Below are 20,816 nucleotides of genomic sequence, written 5' to 3' on the forward strand. Positions count from 1 at the left end.
CTCCCGAATCCGATCCGGGAGGACAGAACTCAAGAGCGTTTCCACCTCTTACTCAGAGTATCGTAGATGTCTACGAGAGGTGCAGCAATGAATACTGAGGAGAATGTCCCAAGAATGATCCCGAAAGTAAGAACATAAGCGAAGTCATACAACTCAACTGCTCCACCGATGATGATCGCAACCACTGAGATCAAAGTTGCCACCGAAGTATTGAAAGTCCTGGAGAGTGTTTGGTTGATCGAAAGATTAATCACTTGAGAGAAAGTATCTCTTAAGTTCCCCGCATTTTCACGGATCCTGTCGAATACCACGATAGTATCGTTGATGGAATATCCTAGTAATGTCAGAAGTGCCGCGATAATAGGAACACTCGGCTTAATTTGGAAAAATCCGATAAACGCAATTGTGATCACCAAGTCATGAATAAGAGCCAAGATCGCTCCCAATGCAAACTTGAATTGGAAACGAAAGCTTAAGTATATCATGATAAAGAAAAGAGTTAGACCCAAAAGGGAGATCCCAGTGGAAGTCAACTCGGCTCCTACCACGGAACCCACTTGGTTCGCAGATAGGATCTTCTTTTTTTCTAATTTAAAGTCTTCTTGTAAAAGACCGATCAAAGCGTCGATCGCAGAGGCTTGTTTCGCTTCTACACTATCTTTACCTTTTCTTTCCACATAAAGTTCTTTGATCTGATCTACGGATCCCAAACCGATATCGATTTGGTAATCGTTTTTATCCTTATCCATCAGGACCAAAACAGCTTCTAAATTTTTAGAGGAGAAATACTCCTCTAAGTTTTTACGCTCTACATTCTCAGGGAATTCGACGACGGCTCTTAAACCTCCGTCAAAATCCAAAGAAGTAGCGAATCCTCCGTATTTTCCGAAGGTAACTCCGAACCCGACCGCGATCAGGAGAGTAGAAAAGCAAATAGAGATATATTTATATTTTATAAAATCAAACATTTTTGGACTCCAGTTTTTTGAATCCGATCTGGAGTTTGCGAACTCCTAATTTGTTTACCAATATATCCATGATCATTCTGCTCAAGAACAAGGAGGTAAACAAGGAAGTGATGATACCCCAGCAAAGAGTGATCGCAAATCCTTTGATCGGTCCGTTCCCGAGTTTGATCATCAGGATCCCTGAGATCAAAGTGGTCACGTTACTGTCCATAATCGTCCAGAAAGCGTTATCGAATCCTTGTGCGACCGCAGCGGACACATGTTTTCCGGAGGCCAATTCTTCCTTAATTCTTTCGTAAATAATAACGTTAGCGTCCACCGCCATACCCACTGTGAGGATGATCCCCGCAAAACCGGGTAAGGTCAAAGTGAATCCCATCAAGGAAAGAAGCGCCATAAGCACGATCACGTTCACAAGAAGTGCGATATCCGCAACAAAGCCGGACAATCTATAGATGACCAGCATGAATACGATCACCAATGCGAATCCTAAAAGAACCGCTTTTAATCCCACTTCGATGGATTCGATCCCTAAAGTAGGACCGATAAATCTCATTTCCAAAACGTTCAATGGGATCGGAAGCGCACCCTCACTGATCACATTTGCGAGATCCGTAGCTTCTTTTTGTCCGAACTCTCCATCGATCTGAGCGTTACCGCCTGCGATAGGACTACGAATTACAGGATCGGAGATAACTTTGTCTCCCCAAACGATCGCGAGTTGTCTTCCTACGTTTTTAGAAGTGATATCGAAAAATTTCTCGGCACCTTGAGAAGTTAAGGAGAAGGAAACGTAATAGGAAAGTCTGTTTTGGTCATAACTCTCGCGGGCGTTTCTCATATCCTTTCCGTCCAGAGAGATAGCTCTTTCCAGAACTACGAATTCTCTAGGAAGAAGAGATGCCTTAGGATTATTTGCCCTGGACCATTTTACGTACAATTTATATTTTTCAGGGATATTGTACTTCTTCTCCATAGCCGCGAGGAATCTGTCCTGCTCGTCTTTTCCCAGTTTCTGTTTCACTATATTCTGGAATTTTACGATCTCGGTTTCTTCCCTTCTGCCCTCGTTCATGAGTTTCATTTCTTCCAACTCGATGGCGTCGTGGTAAGTACCTCTGGAGTTTGCATTGGAATCAGAAGGTTCTCTCAATCTGTATTCCACGGTTTCAGTGTTTCTGATAATATCTAAGATTTGAGAAGAGTTGCTTACACCCGGTAAAGAAACCTCGATAGAATCTTGGTCCTTCTGGATACGCACCTGAGGTTCGGTCAAGTTTTGGTTGGTCAAACGGTTGTCTATGATCAACTTCGCTTTTTCCAACTCTGCAAGCTTTCTGCTAGGAGTTAATTCGAAATAACTTTCGATCTCTTTCAGTTTGTCCTGAGCTTCTTTTCTTTCTTTTTCGGAAAGAGCGGCGTCACCTTTTTTGCGAGTAAGTTCTTCGATCTCTTTTGTATAAGAATCTTTTAATTTAGAAGTATAATCGTCGAAATCACCTTTCAGAACGACCCTCATTCCACCTTGTAAGTCCAATCCTAAACGGATCGCCAAAGGTCTTCCGCCGAAGATATACTCTTCTACCCAAGTAGGTCTAAGTTTGTTCTTAGGTTCTAAGATCAGTTCCTGGTTTTCTTGGGAAAGCTGGTTGATCTTTGCGGAAGTGATAAACCTTCCTTTGACTAGATAATAATCCTGTTCCGGAAAAACGCTCGGATCAGGTTCGATCTGCCAATCACCTTTAGGGTTATAATCGGTTTTCCATCTTTCCGCAAAACTGGAAAGAACATCTTTGCGGGTTTCTTCGGGTAATTCTTTAAATTCTTTTCTTACTGCGAGTTCCAATTCCCTTTCGGCGAAGTTCGGGTAAAGAAGCGTCAATGAAGACGCCACTACCAATATTGGAACAAAAATCCATTGGACAGATTTCAAATTCGGACTCCTAGTCTCTTCTCACTTTGTTGATGGTCACAGGGGAACGCCTAGTGACACGTGCGCCTTTGGCTCTGAATTGGTATAAAGCAAAAGCAAGTATGATTGCGATAATGATGATCCCTTTTTTATGTTCTGAGAAAAATCCTGCGATAGCTCCCTGCTCTTTTTGTTCCGCAGCTTTTCTTTTCTCTTCTTCTTTTTTCTTATCGTCTCCGAGTTTTAGGATCTCTCCCAGCTTCTCTCTGATAGAAATATCTTCTTTGGGTAAAGAAGAAGCTTCAGCAGCATAACCCGGTAGATTTTTCGGACTTAAATTCGTTTCTTCATTCAGCCAGTACGGTTTTTGGATCTCTGCCGAAACTTCCGGATTCGAAACTTCTTTGTTTAGATTTCTCTCAGTGGTTTCATTCGGTCCGTTAGGATCTCCTGAATTTTTTCCCTGAGTAGGATCTTCCGGTGCGATTTCCGGTTCTACTTTTTTCTTAGTCTCGGATTCTTTCTGCTCGGTCTCTTTGGATTCTAGGACCTTCTTCTTTTTGCCTGCATTCTTCTTTACTTTTTTCTTTCTAGAAGCTTTTGCAAGAGGTGTCTTTTTGGAAGAAGTGGTTGTCTTCTTAGGTTCGGACACCTTATCTAAAAAATCGATTTCTTCTCCATCCTGTCCGAAAATCGGCAGGGCCAAAGAGATACAAAGAAGGAGGGATAGGATCTTATTCATGAGTCGCACCGGTTATACTGATACTATCGGAAAAAGGGAATTAGGCCTCTTTCTCTTTTTCCTTCTTTCTTAAAATCGTGCTGGAATTGAAGGTAACGTTTGTATCCTTAGCGATCGCTAAAACAACGGATTCGTTATTATCCTTAAATTCTACCACCTTGCCATGAATCCCGGAAGAAGTGATCACCACGTCCCCTTTTTGTAGACCCTCGATCATCGTTTTTCTTTTCTTTTCCTCGTTTCTTTGAGGGCGGATCACTATAAAATATAGAATAATAAATAGGATCGGGATGAATAATAGAGTATTAAATCCGCCGCCTTGTGCACCTGCCGGATCCGCTTGGGCTAATATTAGTAAATTTTGAAAATTGCTAAGCATGATGAAACCTGTGTTTCCTTTTTTGGTCCTTTTTGAGACCAGTATTTTCCTTTATTATCCCTTGGTAATTAAATTTTGAAAGAAGGCGCCTGTTTTTCCGGAAGCCAACTGTTCTAATGATGTTTTATATCCATCTAGGATAGAACTAGCTTTACCCAGGGTGAAAAGCCCGGCTCCAGCGTTTAAGGCGACCGCGTGGGTGCCGGCGATCTTCTCCCCTGCCAGTATCTTTCTAGCCAAGGACTCTGCTTGGTCCGGGCCGCTGGTGAATACTTCCGCAGGATTTAGATCTTTTACGCCCAGATCTTTAGGATCGAAGTCTTTTCTGGAGATTACACCGTCTTCTAAGAGAGTATAATCCGTTTTTTCGAAAATGGAAAATTCATCCAAGCCGTCACGCGAATGACATACCAGAGCCCTTCTCAAACCCAAACCTTGAAGAACCCTGATAAAAGTTTCAGTCAACTCAGGTTCATACACTCCGATGAGCTGGTATTGAGGAGAGAATGGATTACTCAGAGGTCCAATCATATTAAATAAGGTCCTAAAACCCAATTCTTTACGGACAGGCCCCGCAAACTTCATGGATGGATGCCACATAGGAGCAAATAAGAATGCAAATCCGTTTTCCACTAAATGAGATTCCACTTCTTCTTGTGTCTTCTCGGTATTATAACCTAATCTTCCGAGTATATCGCTGGAACCGGTATGAGAAGATACGGAACGGTTCCCATGTTTTGCAACTTTGATCCCAAGAGAAGAAAGTACGATCGCAGAAAGTGTGGAGATATTAACTGTACCTTTTCCGTCCCCGCCTGTTCCGCAGGTGTCCAGCATATCAAAAGGAAAAGCTGTTTTAGGTTTGAGAGCATTACGGCGAAGCGCTAAACAGAAACCCAATAGTTCGTCTACGGTTTCTCCCTTTGCTCTCATTGCAGTCAGAAAAGAAGAAAGCAGGATCTCGGATACTTCTCCCTTCATTACGGAATTGATCGTAATTTCCGCTTCTGAAACTGTAAGATGTTTTTTTTCTAAAACTTTTATGATAGCTTGTCTAATTTCCATTTTTACCGAAGGCCTTCCGAATAGAGCTGTAACGGATCACTTCCCTGTTTGAAAACAAATAGCGTATTCCGGAAAGTACAGTGATAAGAGTGGTCAAAAGCATACCGAAGTACGGAACAAATCCACCCAATCCGAATACCAATTCGTTCCAGCCGGGGGCACCGTTTTCCTGCCAAACCTTAACGAATGCAACTGCGTTTTCGGAAGCGATCCCAAAAACGGTCATCCCAGCAAGTTTGCCGCTTTGGTAGACTTCGTTGATCAGAATTCTTTTATTCGAAGAGACTAATATGAAGAAGATCAGAATTAAAATAATAGCCCCCATCTGGAAGGCGGTCTTTACTTTTCCAAGCATGGTGGTTCGGATGGATTTCCCCAAACGGATCGCGAGATAACGTAAAGTTGTGATCAACATATCTCTTCCGATGATGAGTATCACCATCCAAAGTTCTATCTGCTCATGCAGAAATATGAATGTGGTAAAACAACCTACTACTATGATCTTATCTGCAAGCGGATCTAAAAATTTTCCGAACTCGGTCTCTTGTTTCCATTTTCTGGCCAGATAACCATCTATAAAATCTGTAATAGATGCCAGAGAAAAGAGAACCAGAGCGGCAATATGATACGCCTGCTCCTTCTGGTACAAGAACCAGATAAAAAAAGGAAGAGAAGCAACTCTCAGTACGGTAAGAGCGTTGGGTAAGTTAATATTCGGATTCAAGATTCCAACCAAGTTCCCATCATGTCGTATTCGTAAAAAGATTCGATTTTCACTTTTCCGATCGTTCCAGGTTTCAAAGAAGGATCTTCTACATAAACCACTTCGTCTATTTCCGGAGCATCCTGCAAACGTCTCACGATTGCAGTGTTTCCTTCGAGCCCATCTACGATCGCAGTATAAGTTTTTCCTATTCTGGATTCATGGATCTCTTGCAGGATTTTCAAATGGGCATCTCGGATCAGATTGATCCTTTTCGCCTTCTCCTTATCGGAAACTGTTTGGGTGAGATCGGCACCCTTTGTTCCTTCTTGAGGAGAATAGGAGAATAAGTTCAGTTTTTCGGGACGAGTCTCTTCCACAAAACGTAGGATCTCATCCACATCCTCTCCTGTTTCTCCGGGAAAACCTAAAATGAAAGAAGTTCTGATCTCAAGATCCGGTCTCATTTCCCTTGCGAGGGAATATAGATCCTTAAATTGGGAATACCCCCCGCTTCTATTCATGTTTTTTAATACTCTTTCGGAAACATGTTGAAGTGGAGATTCTAGATAAGGAGCGATCTTAGGAGTTTCTCCCATCAATCTCAGGATTTTTTCAGTCTTCTTATCAGGATATAAATACAATAATCTTAATATTTCCAGATTTTCGACATCCGAGACCGCTTTGATCATATCCAAAAGTTTGTCCGAGTCTTTTCCATAATACACTGTATCTTGGGAAACTAGACAGATCTCTTTTGCACCTGCTGCGATCGCTCTTTTAGTATCTTTTAAGATCTCTTCCAGAGGAGAATCTACGAATTTTCCTCGAAGAGAAGGAATGATACAGAATGCACATCCTCTGTTGCAGCCATCTGAAACCTTTACATAAGCATAAGGTTTGGAATAATTCTCTATCTCGGGAGAAAGTTTCATTCTCTCTACTATATCCGAGTTAAATTCGGTTTTTGCAGGAGAAGAGATATCCCTACGGAAAGCTTCTTTGATGATCCTTCCTGCTTGGGAATATTTTCCTGTGCCAAAAACAAGATCCACTTCCGGGATTTCTGCGGAGATATCTTTAGGATATCTTTCAGCAAAACATCCTACGACGACTAATTTCTGGCCTTCTTGCTTTTTAGCGTGAGCCGCACCCAAAATAGTTTGGATGGTTTCCTCTGTCGCAGATCGGATAAAAGTACAGGTATTGATCAAATGGAAATCGGATTCTTCCGGTTTTGTAGCCGGAAGAAAACCTTCTTCCAAAAGGGAGTGGTGCATGCTCATGGAGTCCACGGTATTTTTGGGACATCCAAGAGTGGTGATGTAGAACTTTTTATCCAAACGAAGCCTTACTCGCCCAACTCCTTAATGATAAACTGAGTGCTATCGTAAGGGTTTGGTGTTTTTATATAAACTTTCTTCACTAATTTTCCGGGGCGTCCTAAGACCACTTTAGGTTTTCCGTTTTGGATCATCTCCACTGCGGAACCGTCACCTACTTTGATCTCCAGACGATCTTTCGCTTCTAGGGTTTTATTTTCTCCGCCTTGAACAAGGCCTCTAAATCCCATCTGCCCGTCTATCATGAACTCTGCATAACTTGGTTTAGAGAAAAATAATGTGACTTGGATCGGAACATCACCTAAAGTTTTGGTGGAATCCTCACCTTGAGGATTAGACTGTACAGCAGCGCCTTGTTTCTCTTCTTCACTTAAAGAAACTAAAACTTTTGCGGAACTTCCGGTCACACTTTGAGCTGCGATCCTGATACTTCTGCGTAAGGAAGAAATTTCAGGAATAGAATAGCTAAGAACTTTTTCCTGTCCTTCGGACAATCTGAATTTGTAAACGGTCAATTCAGGATACACGTTAAAAGCAAGAACCGCAGTATTCGTATCGGATCCTTGTTCTACGGAAGAAATGAAAAGTTTACACTGCTGGTTAGAAGCGCTAAAGCTCACTCCTTGGTTCGCAGTTAAAATAAAACTTTCAGGTCTTGTTTCCGGAACGGAACGATTGATAAAATCTATATTTTCCGGGATCTCCAATCTTCTTCCACTTTCTTCCGCGACATCGTCGCCGGAAGAAGATCCGTCAATGAAGGTATACAGTAGAACCGCAGCAATCGCCACCATTAAAACTGAGATAGCGGTGATCAGCTTGTTCTTATCGAAGTTTAGATCATAATAAAAACTGGAAGTAGGTTTGGTGAGTTCTTCTAGAGGAGCCTGGGACTCTTCTATCTTCTCACCTCTGTATAAATTGATCAGCATCCCCGTGTCTAATTTTAAGTAACTACCGTAGTTTTTCAAAAATCCTATGGTAAAAGTTTCTCCAGGGAACTGAGCGTAATCCTCAGTTTCCAATGCGAGAATGTACTTAACGGAAATATTCGTATCCTTAGATACGTCCTTTACAGTGAGCTTTTTTTCTTCCCTAGCCTCTCTAAGGATTTGCCCTACTCGTTTCTGATTCAATTTCGCTCTCCTTTCCTAGGAAGATCTATTCTTCCGACACCAAGGGGTTATTTACGATTTTAGAATTACCGTCCGGACGGAAATTAAATACTCCGTCCTCGATATCCGCGTTCGCATCCAATCCGAAAAATTCTACGGTAGTGGTTTTGCCTCTTCCGTCACTCGCAACTGCCTTTTTGATAAAGGAAGTTTGTGCATCCACGTAGAGGGTCATAGTTTCGTAACCGCCGATCTTTTCTCTTTGTTCCAAAGCCAATACGAAATATTGACGATTGTCCTTAGGAGAGACCTGAGGTTGTTCTATGGACTCGAATTTATAATGATACTTTCTGAAAATCCTGGAAAGGCCCTCCTCCGTCATTGGAGAAAAAATAGGACCGGATTTATTAGATTTATTTAATGTAAGATCCTGCTTTCCGGCTGCGTTCAATCTTTTGATGAAGATCCAAAGAGTTTTGCCGTCGGAAACGATCTCGTCACCGGAAGGATCAGAGAATTCATATTTGATCTTTCCGCCCTTCTTATAATAGCAGACACCTTTTTTAGTGACCACTTTTTTGTTCGATTCCGTTTGGATCACGAAATCAGCCTTATAAGATTTGAGGTCCGAAAAAGTTTTTCTGACTTTTTTAACCACTTCAGAAGGTGAATTCCAATGGTGTTTCGCGGAAGACTGAGCGCCCAGGGAGAAGCTGCCGAATAAAACGACAATGCCTAGGGCGATAAATATAGAACGATTGCTTCTGGTATCTTTCATTCTCAGGTAATGCAGGGATTTTTTTCCAGGATGGCGAGTATCCGCCCCACTGTCACTTGGTTTCTTTTCCCGGCCTGGAAATTCCTAGACCGGGTCGAATTTTTAAGCGGACCTTAAAATTTCCCGTCCCTTAGATCCCAGGATCGGAGAAACGTATCCCCTTTCTTCCATTAATTCCATGATCCGAGCCGCCCTGTTATAGCCGATTTTCAAACGTCTTTGCAAGTAGCTTGCACTTGCCTTTCTATCCGTTCTTACGATTTCCCAGGCCTTATCGAATAGTTCCTCGTCCATCTCTTCTGCGGATTCAGATTCGGTTTCTTCTTCCAGATCGAATTCTACGTAGGTAGGAGCTCCGTATTTTTTGGCCTCTTCCACGATCTTCTCAATTTCTTCCTCAGAAATAAACGGAGCCTGGATCCTTGCCAGGTCCGCGGAAGTAGGAGACTTATACAACATATCTCCTTTTCCAAGAAGTGACTCGGCACCGTTCATATCCAGAATGATCTTGGAGTCAGTTTTTTGGGCCACATGGAATGCGATCCTTGCAGGACAGTTCGCTTTGATAAGACCGGTGATCACATCCACGGAAGGTCTTTGGGTCGCCATCACTAGGTGGATCCCGACCGCTCTGGACTTCTGGCTGATACGAGTGATCGCATCTTCCAGATCTTTTCCGGAAACCATCATCAGGTCGGCAAGCTCGTCGATGAACACCACAAGATAAGGCATTTTATTATAACCTTCTTTGTGATAATGTTCTTCTACCTTCTCATTATAAGAACGGAAGTCCCTGCATTTCAATTGGGAAACAGCCTCATAACGTGCTTCCATTTCCTGGATCACCCAAGAGAGGGACTTGGTTGCTTTACGAGCATCCTTGATCACAGGCATAAGAAGATGAGGAATATCCTCGAATAGAGTAAGTTCCACCATCTTAGGATCTATCATGATAAAACGGACTTCTTCCGGCGAAAGATTTAGAACGAGAGAAGCGATCATTGCATTCAAACAGACCGACTTACCGGAACCTGTAGTTCCTGCCACAAGCAAGTGAGGAAGTTTATTCAGATCGATGGATACAAGCTTACCCGAGATATCCTTACCGATCACTATGTTCAGATCTTTTTTAGGTTTAGGAGCTAAAGAAGAACGTAATATATCCCCAAGGAAAACATCCTCTCTATGTTTGTTAGGGACTTCAATACCGATCGTGGATTTACCAGGGATAGGTGCAACGATACGAATATTCTTAACTGCAAGATACATTCTAAGCTCGTCAGTCAAAGAAGTGATCCTTCCTAACTTCACCCCAGGAGGAGGAGTGAGTTCATAACGAGTGATGATAGGACCTCTTTCCCAGCCTACAACCTTAGCTTCGTAGCCGTATACTTTCAGGGCATTCTCAATCTCGAATGCAACCTTTTCGGATTCCACTTTGAAAAGTGCATCCTGGACTTTTGTAGGATTACTCTTCAAACGGTTCAGAGGAATATGATACACGGAACGTTTAGAACGGAATATCGGCACCATAGAAACGGGTGAAAAAGGAAGTTCGGATTGTTTTGATTTCTTTTCTGGAGTGGATGTTGGAACTCCAACAACTGGAGAAGGTAACGTACTCGGAATTACCACCTCCGGCGTTACAACCGCCTTAGGCTCTTCTACTTCCTCAATTTCTTCTAACTCGTCTGAGTCTTCCGCTTCTTCCTCGTATTCTTCTTCAGAGTCTTCCAGTTCTTCTAAAGAATCTTCCTCTTCGGTCCATTCTTCCAGCTCATCTTCTTCCGAAGAAAAGTTTTGGATGTTTGCAGGAATCTCTTCCGGTTCTATTGTCTCGAGCGGACCTTCTTCTTTTGTAAAAGAAAGAACTGCAGATCTTTCGCTTTCGCTGCGAAGATCTAAAATCTCCCAAACTTTTTTAGAAGAAGCTGCCGGAACTTCTTCTTTTTTTTCCTGAATTCCATACACCTTCTCCACAAGACGAGAAGAAGCGGTTTGGAATTGGAAAATCTTTCTATCATCCTCAAAAAAACCTTGGAGAAGGCCTGAATTCCTATATTGCACGTTAGATTCTTTTAGATCTGCGACCTTAGAATTGCCCTTTGCTTTTTGGATATAAGATTCCAAATTAGCAGTAGTTTTCACTGGATTTTGTTTTTCTGAAGAAGGCCCCGAAACTTCTCTACGAAACCAAGGAGGCACATTCTCTTCCGAAACTTCAGTGTCTGTTTCTTTCCAAGAACATACGGTATTCATCATACTTGAAAGACCTTTCGACCAATCGGCAGATTTGTTTTTAGCAAATGCTGGTTCGTAATTTGGGATATCTTCTTCTTTTTTGGTTCTTCCACTCATATAACCGGAAAGCCATTGCTCCTTCCAGTCCCGGCCGCTTTGTGCAAGAAGCCTTCCTAAAAAATGGACCGGAGATTCGTTCAGATAAACTAGTATACCGTAAAAATAGACCACGAAATGGATCAGAAGTCTTCCTGTAGAACCGAGAAGATATTCCAAAGCCACGGCTAATGCTTGGCCGAGAACTCCACCGTTAGACGCGAATGGAACCGTCGAAACATTTCCGAAAACGTTCAGGCTCACAGCAACCGCGAGTAAGAATAATGGAATAGTAAGAAGTTTGTTCGTAACATCCTGAGCAGGTTTTGCGAGAAGTATCCCACCGGTCAGAATGAGCATGATGCCTGGAACAAAAGAAGCGTTCCCGAATAAGTATAAAAATCCCCAGGAAAGATAATGGCCAAGCCTTCCGAAAAGGTTCGCCTCCACTCCATTTTCAGCAATGGTGAAAGAACCCAGAGAAAGGGTCAGGAAAATCCCTGTAAAAAGTATAAGATACGGCAATGCCGCTCGTCCCTTTTCCCAAATCGCTATATTTTGTCCGACTATTTGGTCCCTTCTATCCATACTCTCTAAGAATCGGCAGAAATCCGGAATCCGAAAAGAGACAAAATATCGGAAAACGTCCGCACAGGGCCCACTGAGAACACGGAGTTAGGCACGCAGAGTCGCGAAGGCGCGGAGTTTTTCAAGGAAAGTATCCCTAAAAATCTTCTCTCTCTCTGCGACTTTGCGCCTCTGCGTGAGAAAAGCGCTACGCCTCTCTTCAAAACTCGATGTCTCCCCCAATGGAATGAGTTTTCCGGCCTACTTTCGATTTTTTGGTTGAAAATTCAAATCAACCAGTTAATAGACTAGTGTTTACAATGAACGTAAACATGGAATCGGTTTCCGCCTTCCAGGCTAAGACCCATTTATCGGAATTACTCAAAAAAGTACAAACAGGAGAAGTATTTGTGATCACACACAGAGGAAAACCGATCGCTAAACTTGTTCCCTTTTCGGAAGAGATCGAATTCGATCCCAAAGAGGGACTTAGCACATTAAAAAAAATCAGAGCCAGCATTTCTTCGAAGGTAAATATTAAAGAATTTATCAACGAAGGCCGCAAATGGTAAAACTCTGGGTTTTGGATTGTTCCTTAGCAGCAGCAAGTTTTCTACCGGACGAAAAGTCTCCTAAAGCAGATCAGTTCCTACAATCGATCGGCAAAAATGTCCGCGCGGTCGTCCCTACTCTTTGGTGGCACGAGTTTAATAACGTAATACTCGTTTCTAAAAGGAGAAAAAGACTGACTGATTCCCAAGGAAAACAGATCGTTTCTATCTTCGAATCACTTCCCATCGAATTCGATATCAATCTTTCTTTCGAAGTATTTCGCCATATACAAGAACTGGCTCTGAACTATGAACTTTCTTCTTATGATGCTTCTTACTTAGAACTTTGTATCCGCAAAGGAGCAGGGATCGCCACACTGGACGAAAAAGTTTCTGGGGTAGCTAAAAAATTAAAGATAGAAGTTTTTAAATAAGAGACGCAGAGTTGGGGTGAGGCGCGGCGTAGGAGTTTAGACACGCAGAGCCGCGAAGGCACAGAGTTTTTGTACAACCCCAAAATCTCTCCTCTCTGCGACTTTGCGCCTCTGCGTGAGAATAGTTCTGTGTCTCTTTTCTCTCCGCGTCTCAAAAACCGGTGCTACCGAAGCCGCCCGCTCCTCTTTCCGATTCAGGAAGTTCGTTCACTAATTCCCAATCAGTATGCCAGGTGCGGCGGATGAGTAATTGAGCGATCCTAGTTTTATCTTCGAGAAGATATGGTTCTTTTCCCAGGTTGAGAAGAGGCACCATCAATTCTCCTCTATAATCCGAGTCGATTGTGCCCGGAGTATTCGGAATTAGGATCTTGAATTTAGTGGAAAATCCGGAGCGGGGTCTGATCTCGAAATGAAATCCTTCCGGAATCGCAAAAGAAAGTCCTGTAGGAACTAAAACGACTTCTCCCACAGGCAATGTCAGAGTGGAATCCAAACAAGCAGCAATATCATAACCTGCGGAACCTGAAGTTTTGATCTCAGGAAGAAGAGCCTTCTCTTTTAGTTTTTTTACCGGGATTTTCATATTAGTAAGAATAAGATCCGAAAATGGATTTAATTTTTTGTTCTTCTTTTGGTTTTAATTTTGCCAAAACGGAAAGATGTAATTGAGGTAATGCGAATATTTTTCGGACGGTCCCGTTGATCTCTTCTTCGGTTACTGAATGGATCTCTTTGATCCTGTTTTCTAAAGAATTGTATTTTCCGTAATACAATTCTTGGAAAGCGATATTATTCATTCTACTTTCGGTATGCTCGTAACCTATGGAAAGACTTCCTTCGTGGTTTGTTTTAGCGTCCTTCAATTCTTGGGAAGTCACTCCTTTATCCACAAAAAGTTTCACTTCTTCCAAGATCAGCTCCAAACTTTCCGCAAATCTTTCCTTGGAAGTGGAACATACGATCGAGTTGATCCCTATATCACGATAAGAAGAAGGGTAACTTGTGATATGATAACAAAGTCCTTTTTCTTCCCTGACTTTTTGGAATAAACGAGAAGACATTCCCCCGCCTAAAACATGTGTGAGAAGAGAAAGCCTGGTAGCATCGTGGAAATTTCGTGGGAAACCTTCTCCGCCTAAAATAAAATAAGCCTGTTCCGTTTCCTTATTCCCTTTGCGGAAATATCCGAATTCTTTTTTAGGAGTTTCGAATGTTCCTTCTTTCCCTTTTTTAACCGAATGGGAGAAGTATTTGGAGATCAGATCGAATACGAATTCAGGCTCATAATTTCCGGAAAGAGAAAGTATCATATTCTCCGGATGATAATAGGTTTCGTAAAATTGTCTAAGGCTGGAAGGAGTCACTCCTCTGATAGAGGCTTCGGTTCCTATAATATCTCTTCCTAGAGAATTTTCTCTGAATAGATTATTATAATAAAAATCGTGGATAGCATCTTCCGGAGAATCTTCGTAACCTTTCATTTCTTCCAAAACAACTTCCGCTTCCGTGCGGATATCTTGGTCCCTAAATAAAGGTTGGAACATCATCTCTGAAAGTAATTCCAATCCGAGTTCCAGATCCCTGGAAGCTAAGGTTGCATGAAAGTAAGTGTATTCTCTGGAAGTGGCCGCGTTAGAGTAAGCTCCTACTCTTTCCCAATCTTCCGCCTGTTGTTTTGCAGTACGCTTTTCGGTGTCTTTAAAAAGCATATGTTCCAGGAAATGACAGTAACCTGCAGTTTCCAAGGTCTCGGACCTGGATCCTACTTTTACATACACTCCCATAGACACGCTTACTGAATAAGGAGCTCTTTGGAAAAGGACTACAAGTCCGTTCCCTAATGTTATTTTATGATTTTTTTCTTCTAGAAAAACCAATGTACTACCCGGCGAAAAAATTTCGCCGGTCTGATTCGATTTTAAACTTCGAGAGCGTCTCTTCTGGAAAGATCGATCTTTCCGGTTTTATCCACGTTCAATACGCGGACACGGATGATCTCACCTTCTTTTACAACGTCTTTAACTGAATTCACACGCTTGGAATCCAATTTGGAAATATGGCAAAGTCCTTCTTTACCTGGTAGGATCTCCACAAAGGCACCGAAATCGGTGATACGTTTTACTTTGCCTTCGTAAATTTTTCCTACTTCTACTTCTGCGAAGAAACCTTCTACCATGCCTGCAGCTTTTTCTGCCTGCTCTTGGTTGGCTCCAGCAATAGTCACTTTTCCATCGTCGTCTATATTGATATCCGCTCCGGAAGCTTCGATGATCCCACGGATATTTTTACCACCCGGACCGATCAGTTCCCCGATACGATCTTTAGGTATATATTTTACGATAATTTTAGGCGCTGTGCGAGAAACTGAATCCGCAGCTTTGGAGATGGATTTTTCCATTACATCCAAGATATGGAAACGAGCTTTTTCTGCCTGAGAGAATACTGCATCTAGAACGTTAAAATCAACACCGGTTACTTTTAAGTCCATTTGGAATGCAGTGATCCCTTTTCTGGTTCCTGCGATCTTGCAGTCCATATCACCGAAATGGTCTTCCAATCCTGCGATATCGGATAATACTGCAAATCTTCCGGATTCGTCCGAGAATAATCCCATTGCAATTCCGGAAACTGCGGACTTGATCGGAACACCTGCTGCCATTAGGGCTAATGATCCTGAACATACGGAAGCCATGGAAGAAGATCCATTGGATTCTAAAATTTCGGATACAACTCTGATCACATAAGGGAAATCATCCGGTTTAGGAAGAACTAGTTTAAGTGCTCTTTCTGCAAGATTTCCGTGACCGATCTCTCTACGACCCGGTCCGGAAGATCTTCTTACTTCTCCCACTGAGAAAGCGGGGAAGTTATAATGAAGCATGAAGTTCTTTTCTTTCTGACCTTCCAATGTTTCATAACGTTGGTTGTCGGATGCAGTTCCAAGAGTAACTGTTCCCAAAGACTGGGTTTGACCTCTGGTAAATACTGCAGAACCGTGAACTCCCGGAAGAGGGCTCATCTCTACGCTGATATTTCGGATCTCGTCCAACTTTCTTCCGTCGAAACGAACTCCTTCTTTTAATACCTGCTCTCTTACGATCTCATACTCGAGTTCATGTAAGAAGTTTTTGATGTCCTTGATCTTCTCGGATTCCGTTACTGTCTCTTTGAAGTGTTCTACAACTTCTTTGTTTGCATTAGAGATTTCTTTATTACGAGAAGCTTTATCAGCGGTCTTGTTTGCGGAAGAGATCTTATCGAATGCGTATTTGCGAACTTCGCCTAAAAGAGTTTCGTCTTTTACTTTGAGTTTAACTTCTTTTTTAACCACAGCGAGTTCTTTCGCCCAGGATTCTTGAAGTTCTACAAATTTAGCGATATGTTGGTGGGCAAATTTTAATGCTTCCAACATTTCAGCGTTGGATAATTCTTTTGCCTCTCCCTCTATCATTACGATATGGGTTTTAGTCCCTGCAACTACCAGGTCCAGATCGGAATTCAGGATCTCTTTATTACCAGGGTTGATTACGAGTTCTCCGTTAATTCTTCCTACTCTTGCTCCGGCAATCGGGCCATTGAAAGGAATATTAGAGATCGTTAATGCTGCAGAAGCAGCATTTAGAGCGTGACCGGCCGTGGAAATTTCATTATCCGCAGAAAGAACGGTTACTTGTAATTGAACTTCGCAGAAATATCCTTCAGGGAAAAGAGGACGGATCGGTCTGTCGATGATCCTTGAGTTCAGAACCTCATGCTCATAAGGTTTTGCTTCTCTTTTGAAATATCCGCCTGGGAATCTACCTACTGAATAAACTTTTTCAGAATATTCGCAAGTAAGCGGGAAGAAGTCTTGGCCTTCTTTAGGTTCGTCTGCGGCACAAACAGTTGCTAATAAAACAAGATTTCCGGTTTTATATACTACGGACCCGTGGGCTTGCTTCGCCCAATCTCCCGTTTCGAGAGTGATTGAATCACGGCCAAATTGGCCATTAATAGTTTTAGCCATGAGAGGACTCCTGATTACTTACGGAGTCCGAGAGCTTCGATTAGTTTTTTATAACGTTCTAGATCAGTACGTTTTAGGTATTCTTGCAATCTTTTACGCTTGCTGATAAGTTTAAGAAGACCGGTTTTAGAATGAAAATCTTTCTTATGAGTTTTAAAATGCTCGTTAAGATCTTTGATCTGAGCGTCTAGAAGTGCGATTTGGACTTCAGTGGAACCAGTGTCCCTTTGTCCTTTTGCAAATGTGGAAATAATTTGCTTCTTTTGTTCCGTAGTTACCATAGTTTGATTGTACCTGTTGCCAATTTTCGGGGGCCTAGCCCCCTGTCCAAGCTAAATTTTAGAAAAGACCTTCAAATATTTATAAGAAAGGCTGCCAGGAAGTCCCTCCCTCCTGCAATACGCCAAAATCTCTCCTTCCGGAGAGGTAAGTAGGAACTCCTGAGCCGGGATCCAGTCCAGTTTGATCTTTTTCCCGTGAAAAACGTCTTTTACCTCGGTGCTGGGGATCTCCACAGAAGGAATATCCAGAATTTCTTCCGGAGGATGGATGATTGCCTTTCCAAGCAGCAGAGCCTCGTAAGTATCCGCCTGCTCCAGTTTGAGTTTGCCCACCTTGGTCCTATTCAAAGACTTAAGGCACATCGGGATCCCTGCTTCTTCAGCAATGTCCATGACTAACTTACGGATATAAGTCCCGCCTGAAACCCTGGTCTTCAATTTGAAACCTTCCGGGCAGAAGTCTCCAGCGGAGAATTCGAATATTTTGATCTTACGAATGCTTGGCGGAACAGAGATCCCTTCTCTAAATAATTTTGCTCTTCTTTGTCCTTGCACTTTTAGTGCGGAAACTTCTGGCGCGATCTGCTCTTCCCAACCGGAAACCTTGGAAAGAATTTCTTCCAGTTTGGGCATGGATTCCTGATACCATTTTTGGATCTTAGAAGTTTCCCAATCTTCTACCACTAAACCTTCTCTGTCGCCTGAGTCAGTGGAGAAGCCGAACTGAACGTCGGCTTCATACTCTTTGTCTTTTCCTAAAAATACTTGGGAGAAACTTGTAGAAGTGCCTACAGGAAGGACCATTAAACCGGAGGCAGCCTTGTCCAAGGTACCGGTATGCCCTACTTTTTTGAGTCCGAGAGTCTTTTTGGCTTTTAAAACCAGATCGGAAGAAGTCATTCCAATCGGTTTATCCAAGAGCAGAAATCCGAATTCAGTCCGGATTTGTTGGTTTTCTCGTAAGTCGGAGGGATTCATCTAAACCTTGGATATATTCTTCGTCCCAAACAAAACTCATCCGAGGTGTGATCCTAAGATTGAGTTTTGTGGAAAGAGTCGCGGCAAATTTACCCGAGGCGCTATTTAATCCAGCGAGTAATTTTTCCTTTTTTTTGTCCGTAACGATAGCCGTGACGTACACCTTTAGATTTTTGGAATCGTCCGAGAGTTCCGATCTGTGAACGGAAACCATATGGACCCTAGGGTCCTTGACTTTTCCGGCCAGGATCATCATGGCGACGGTCCGAACCGTCTCCGCTTCGATTTTCCTTTTACGGATCGGATTCACTCTAACACTACTCCAGTTTCCGTTTTACTACTGTGACAGTATAAGCTTCGATCGTATCGCCTGCTTTGAAGTCGTTGTAATTATCCAACTGGATACCACATTCGAAATTGTTCACCACTTCGTTGACTTCGTCTTTGAATCTTCGAAGAGACTTGAGTTTTCCGTCGAATACTTGGACTCCATCGCTGATCACGCGGATACCGGAAGCTTTTGTGATCTTTCCGGAAGTAACCATACAACCTGCGATATTTCCGATCTTGGAAACTTTGAATACTTCTCTGATCTCTGCAGTTCCGATAACTTCTTCGATCCTTTCCGGTTCGAGAAGTCCTTCCATCGCCATTTTGATCTCATCCACAACCTGATAAATGATGTTGTAGTATTTGATCTGAACGCCTTCTTTTTCGGCGAGTGCAATGGTTTTAGGATTCGCACGAACATGGAAACCGATCACGATAGCGTTAGAAGCGGATGCAAGCATCACGTCCATATCCACGATAGCTCCCGCTCCGGACTGAATTACGTTCAGTTTTACATCCGAAGTGGAAAGTTTTTCCAGGGCTTCCTTGATCGCTTCCGCAGAACCACGAACGTCCGCTTTGATAATTACTTTCAGTTCTTTTAATGCACCCTGTTTGATGAACTCGTTCATGTTTTCCAGAGTGACTTTGGAACCTGCAGCTCCTGCATTTCCGATCCTTTCGAATTCGATACGGTGTTGAGAGATGTTTCTTGCTTCCTTCTCGTCTTCTACAGAGTCGAAAGGTGCTCCTGCATCAGGAACTCCGTCGAGTCCAGTTACCTGAACAGGGAAAGCAGGCCCTGCTTCCTTGATCAGATGACCGTAATCGTCATACATCGCACGAACTCTACCGGAGAATACACCGGCAACAAACGGATCACCAACTCTTAGAGTTCCGTTTTGGATAAGAACTGTCGCAACTGCTCCGCGGCCCGGATCCAGTTTCGCCTCTACAATCGTACCTTTTGCTCTACGTTTAGGGTTCGCTTTCAGATCCAGAACTTCCGCTTGTAGAAGTACCGATTCTAAAAGTTTATCGATCCCGATATTTTCTTTCGCAGAGATCTTACAATACATAGTGTCCCCGCCCCATTCTTCGGATTGAAGCCCATGGTTAGCGAGTTCCTGCATGATCTTATCAGGATTTGCAGCAGGTAGATCCACTTTGTTGATCGCAACTATGATAGGAACTTTTGCATCTTTCGCGTGAGACAATGCTTCTAAAGTTTGAGGCATCACTCCGTCGTCGGCAGCAACCACTAAGATCACGATATCCGTAACCTTTGCTCCCCTTGCTCTCATAGATGTAAATGCTTCGTGACCAGGAGTATCCAAGAAGGTGATTTCCCCTCTGGAAGTTTTTACCTGGTAAGCACCGATATGTTGTGTAATTCCACCGGACTCGGTATCGATGACGGAAGACTTACGGATAGTATCCAATAGTTTTGTCTTACCATGGTCAACGTGACCCATGATGGTAACGACTGGAGGTCTATGGATATAATCTTCAGGACTGTCTTTTTCCTCGTCGATTAGAGTTTCTTCATATAGAGAAACTACTTTTACCTTACAACCGTATTCGTCAGCGAGAATGGATGCAGTTTCCGCATCGATGATATTATTGATAGTCACCATCATTCCCATTTTCATGAGTTTTCCGATAACATCTCCCGGCTTAAGATTCATTTTCTTAGCCAGTTCTCCTACTTGGACATTCTCCAAAAGAGTGATCTCTTTCGGTACGGAAACTCCTGTAGGCCCGCTTACTTTCTGTTTTTTGTAAGATTGACGGAAGAATTTAGAATTCTCAGAACCTTCCTGACCTTCCGGTCTTCCGCCTCTATCTTTATCATTACGTTTTTTGCCGGAAGGAACTCCTCTTCCGCCTTCTACAGGTCCTAAACCTGGAGGTGGAGCTCCTGCTCCAGGGCCGCCTCTAAATCCGCCACCCTGACCTGGGCCTCCTCGGAAACCACCGCCTTGGCCGCCGCCTGGACCACCACGGAATCCTCCGCCCTGTCCACCTGGACCGCCTCGGAAACCGCCGCCGCCTTGACCGCCTTGGCCTCCGCGATAACCACCACCGCCTTGGCCTCCTTGACCGCCACGATAACCGCCACCGCCTTGACCACCCTGGCCTCCACGATATCCGCCGCCACCTTGGCCGCCTTGGTAACCACCGCCCTGACCACCTTGGCCTCCGCGATATCCGCCGCCACCTTGACCGCCTTGGTAACCACCGCCATCACGGGGGTGGTATCCTAGGTTTCCGGCTAGGCGTGATCCTCGGTAGTTTCCACCACCGCCTTCGCGGTTTTGAGT

The 20,816-nt window shown here is 43.2% G+C and carries 19 protein-coding genes; 2 read left to right on the plus strand and 17 right to left on the minus strand.

What is annotated here, in order from left to right:
• Positions 1 to 29 precede the first annotated feature (29 nt).
• From secF to EHR06_RS07690, 10 genes are all read right to left on the minus strand, one after another.
• Positions 30 to 968 carry a protein translocase subunit SecF gene (secF, locus tag EHR06_RS07645; protein ID WP_135756443.1) on the minus strand — a complete coding sequence of 313 codons (939 nt, stop codon included), beginning with the start codon at positions 966 to 968 and terminating at the stop codon, positions 30 to 32.
• Positions 961 to 2,901, minus strand: a complete 1,941-nt coding sequence (secD, locus tag EHR06_RS07650; protein ID WP_135756444.1) for a protein translocase subunit SecD — start codon at positions 2,899 to 2,901, stop codon at positions 961 to 963. Before secD ends, secF begins: the two co-directional genes overlap by 8 nt.
• A 10-nt stretch (positions 2,902 to 2,911) precedes the next feature.
• Positions 2,912 to 3,622 carry an SRP-less Sec system protein gene (locus EHR06_RS07655; RefSeq protein ID WP_135756445.1) on the minus strand — a complete coding sequence of 237 codons (711 nt, stop codon included), beginning with the start codon at positions 3,620 to 3,622 and terminating at the stop codon, positions 2,912 to 2,914.
• A 40-nt stretch (positions 3,623 to 3,662) separates the two neighbouring features.
• Positions 3,663 to 4,001: a preprotein translocase subunit YajC gene (gene yajC / locus EHR06_RS07660; protein ID WP_135756446.1), complete on the minus strand. Its 339-nt coding sequence runs from the start codon at positions 3,999 to 4,001 to the stop codon at positions 3,663 to 3,665.
• Between the two features lie 54 nt (positions 4,002 to 4,055).
• A complete protein-coding gene (gene trpD / locus EHR06_RS07665; RefSeq protein WP_135756447.1) occupies positions 4,056 to 5,066 on the minus strand; it encodes an anthranilate phosphoribosyltransferase in 1,011 nt (336 codons plus the stop codon).
• Positions 5,056 to 5,790: a CDP-diacylglycerol--glycerol-3-phosphate 3-phosphatidyltransferase gene (gene pgsA, locus EHR06_RS07670; RefSeq protein ID WP_135756448.1), complete on the minus strand. Its 735-nt coding sequence runs from the start codon at positions 5,788 to 5,790 to the stop codon at positions 5,056 to 5,058. The genes trpD and pgsA overlap by 11 nt, the downstream gene beginning before the upstream one ends.
• On the minus strand, positions 5,787 to 7,112 hold the full coding sequence (gene rimO / locus EHR06_RS07675; protein ID WP_135756449.1) for a 30S ribosomal protein S12 methylthiotransferase RimO: 1,326 nt from the start codon (positions 7,110 to 7,112) through the stop codon (positions 5,787 to 5,789). Before rimO ends, pgsA begins: the two co-directional genes overlap by 4 nt.
• 8 nt (positions 7,113 to 7,120) lie before the next feature.
• The gene (locus EHR06_RS07680; protein WP_135756450.1) at positions 7,121 to 8,248 is read right to left on the minus strand and encodes a helix-turn-helix domain-containing protein; all 1,128 of its coding nucleotides are present in this window, start codon (positions 8,246 to 8,248) and stop codon (positions 7,121 to 7,123) included.
• Positions 8,249 to 8,273: 25 nt separating this feature from the next.
• On the minus strand, positions 8,274 to 9,005 hold the full coding sequence (locus EHR06_RS07685; RefSeq protein ID WP_135756451.1) for a LolA family protein: 732 nt from the start codon (positions 9,003 to 9,005) through the stop codon (positions 8,274 to 8,276).
• A gap of 102 nt (positions 9,006 to 9,107) precedes the next feature.
• Positions 9,108 to 11,930, minus strand: a complete 2,823-nt coding sequence (locus EHR06_RS07690) for an FtsK/SpoIIIE family DNA translocase (protein WP_135756452.1) — start codon at positions 11,928 to 11,930, stop codon at positions 9,108 to 9,110.
• 299 nt (positions 11,931 to 12,229) lie between these two features.
• On the opposite strand from EHR06_RS07690, the gene EHR06_RS07695 reads away from it, so the two are divergent.
• On the plus strand, positions 12,230 to 12,481 hold the full coding sequence (locus EHR06_RS07695; RefSeq protein ID WP_244288534.1) for a type II toxin-antitoxin system Phd/YefM family antitoxin: 252 nt from the start codon (positions 12,230 to 12,232) through the stop codon (positions 12,479 to 12,481).
• Complete coding sequence (locus tag EHR06_RS07700) at positions 12,475 to 12,894, plus strand: type II toxin-antitoxin system VapC family toxin (protein WP_135756454.1); 420 nt, start codon at positions 12,475 to 12,477, stop codon at positions 12,892 to 12,894. Before EHR06_RS07695 ends, EHR06_RS07700 begins: the two co-directional genes overlap by 7 nt.
• A 151-nt stretch (positions 12,895 to 13,045) precedes the next feature.
• Here the strand turns inward: EHR06_RS07700 and dut are convergent, their stop codons facing one another.
• From dut to infB, 7 genes are all read right to left on the minus strand, one after another.
• Positions 13,046 to 13,480 (minus strand): dUTP diphosphatase, encoded by a 435-nt coding sequence (gene dut / locus EHR06_RS07705; RefSeq protein ID WP_135680293.1) that lies wholly within the window; start codon positions 13,478 to 13,480, stop codon positions 13,046 to 13,048.
• Between the two features lies 1 nt (position 13,481).
• Positions 13,482 to 14,774: a M16 family metallopeptidase gene (locus EHR06_RS07710; RefSeq protein ID WP_135756455.1), complete on the minus strand. Its 1,293-nt coding sequence runs from the start codon at positions 14,772 to 14,774 to the stop codon at positions 13,482 to 13,484.
• Positions 14,775 to 14,815: 41 nt separating this feature from the next.
• The gene (pnp, locus tag EHR06_RS07715) at positions 14,816 to 16,903 is read right to left on the minus strand and encodes a polyribonucleotide nucleotidyltransferase (protein ID WP_135756456.1); all 2,088 of its coding nucleotides are present in this window, start codon (positions 16,901 to 16,903) and stop codon (positions 14,816 to 14,818) included.
• Between the two features lie 14 nt (positions 16,904 to 16,917).
• Positions 16,918 to 17,184, minus strand: coding sequence for a 30S ribosomal protein S15 (gene rpsO, locus EHR06_RS07720; protein WP_135756457.1), 267 nt, complete (start codon positions 17,182 to 17,184; stop codon positions 16,918 to 16,920).
• A gap of 51 nt (positions 17,185 to 17,235) precedes the next feature.
• Complete coding sequence (truB, locus tag EHR06_RS07725; RefSeq protein WP_135756458.1) at positions 17,236 to 18,162, minus strand: tRNA pseudouridine(55) synthase TruB; 927 nt, start codon at positions 18,160 to 18,162, stop codon at positions 17,236 to 17,238.
• On the minus strand, positions 18,119 to 18,472 hold the full coding sequence (gene rbfA, locus EHR06_RS07730) for a 30S ribosome-binding factor RbfA (RefSeq protein WP_086446695.1): 354 nt from the start codon (positions 18,470 to 18,472) through the stop codon (positions 18,119 to 18,121). The genes truB and rbfA overlap by 44 nt, the downstream gene beginning before the upstream one ends.
• A gap of 7 nt (positions 18,473 to 18,479) precedes the next feature.
• Positions 18,480 to 20,816, minus strand: a 2,337-nt coding sequence (gene infB / locus EHR06_RS07735) for a translation initiation factor IF-2 (protein ID WP_244288535.1), incomplete at its 5' end; no start/stop codon positions are given.

The sequence above is a fragment of the Leptospira dzoumogneensis genome, assembly GCF_004770895.1.
GTDB classification, from domain to species: Bacteria; Spirochaetota; Leptospiria; order Leptospirales; family Leptospiraceae; genus Leptospira_B; species Leptospira_B dzoumogneensis.

What these genes read in the sequence shown, in the direction of transcription:
- pnp (WP_135756456.1), bottom strand. Translation starts at nt 16,903, where the DNA reads ATGGCTAAAACTATTAATGGCCAATTTGGCCGTGATTCAATCACTCTC.
- EHR06_RS07690 (WP_135756452.1), bottom strand. Translation starts at nt 11,930, where the DNA reads ATGGATAGAAGGGACCAAATAGTCGGACAAAATATAGCGATTTGGGAA.
- secF (WP_135756443.1), bottom strand. Translation starts at nt 968, where the DNA reads ATGTTTGATTTTATAAAATATAAATATATCTCTATTTGCTTTTCTACT.
- rpsO (WP_135756457.1), bottom strand. Translation starts at nt 17,184, where the DNA reads ATGGTAACTACGGAACAAAAGAAGCAAATTATTTCCACATTTGCAAAA.
- trpD (WP_135756447.1), bottom strand. Translation starts at nt 5,066, where the DNA reads ATGGAAATTAGACAAGCTATCATAAAAGTTTTAGAAAAAAAACATCTT.
- dut (WP_135680293.1), bottom strand. Translation starts at nt 13,480, where the DNA reads ATGAAAATCCCGGTAAAAAAACTAAAAGAGAAGGCTCTTCTTCCTGAG.
- EHR06_RS07700 (WP_135756454.1), top strand. Translation starts at nt 12,475, where the DNA reads ATGGTAAAACTCTGGGTTTTGGATTGTTCCTTAGCAGCAGCAAGTTTT.
- yajC (WP_135756446.1), bottom strand. Translation starts at nt 4,001, where the DNA reads ATGCTTAGCAATTTTCAAAATTTACTAATATTAGCCCAAGCGGATCCG.
- EHR06_RS07695 (WP_244288534.1), top strand. Translation starts at nt 12,230, where the DNA reads ATGAACGTAAACATGGAATCGGTTTCCGCCTTCCAGGCTAAGACCCAT.
- truB (WP_135756458.1), bottom strand. Translation starts at nt 18,162, where the DNA reads ATGAATCCCTCCGACTTACGAGAAAACCAACAAATCCGGACTGAATTC.
- EHR06_RS07655 (WP_135756445.1), bottom strand. Translation starts at nt 3,622, where the DNA reads ATGAATAAGATCCTATCCCTCCTTCTTTGTATCTCTTTGGCCCTGCCG.
- EHR06_RS07685 (WP_135756451.1), bottom strand. Translation starts at nt 9,005, where the DNA reads ATGAAAGATACCAGAAGCAATCGTTCTATATTTATCGCCCTAGGCATT.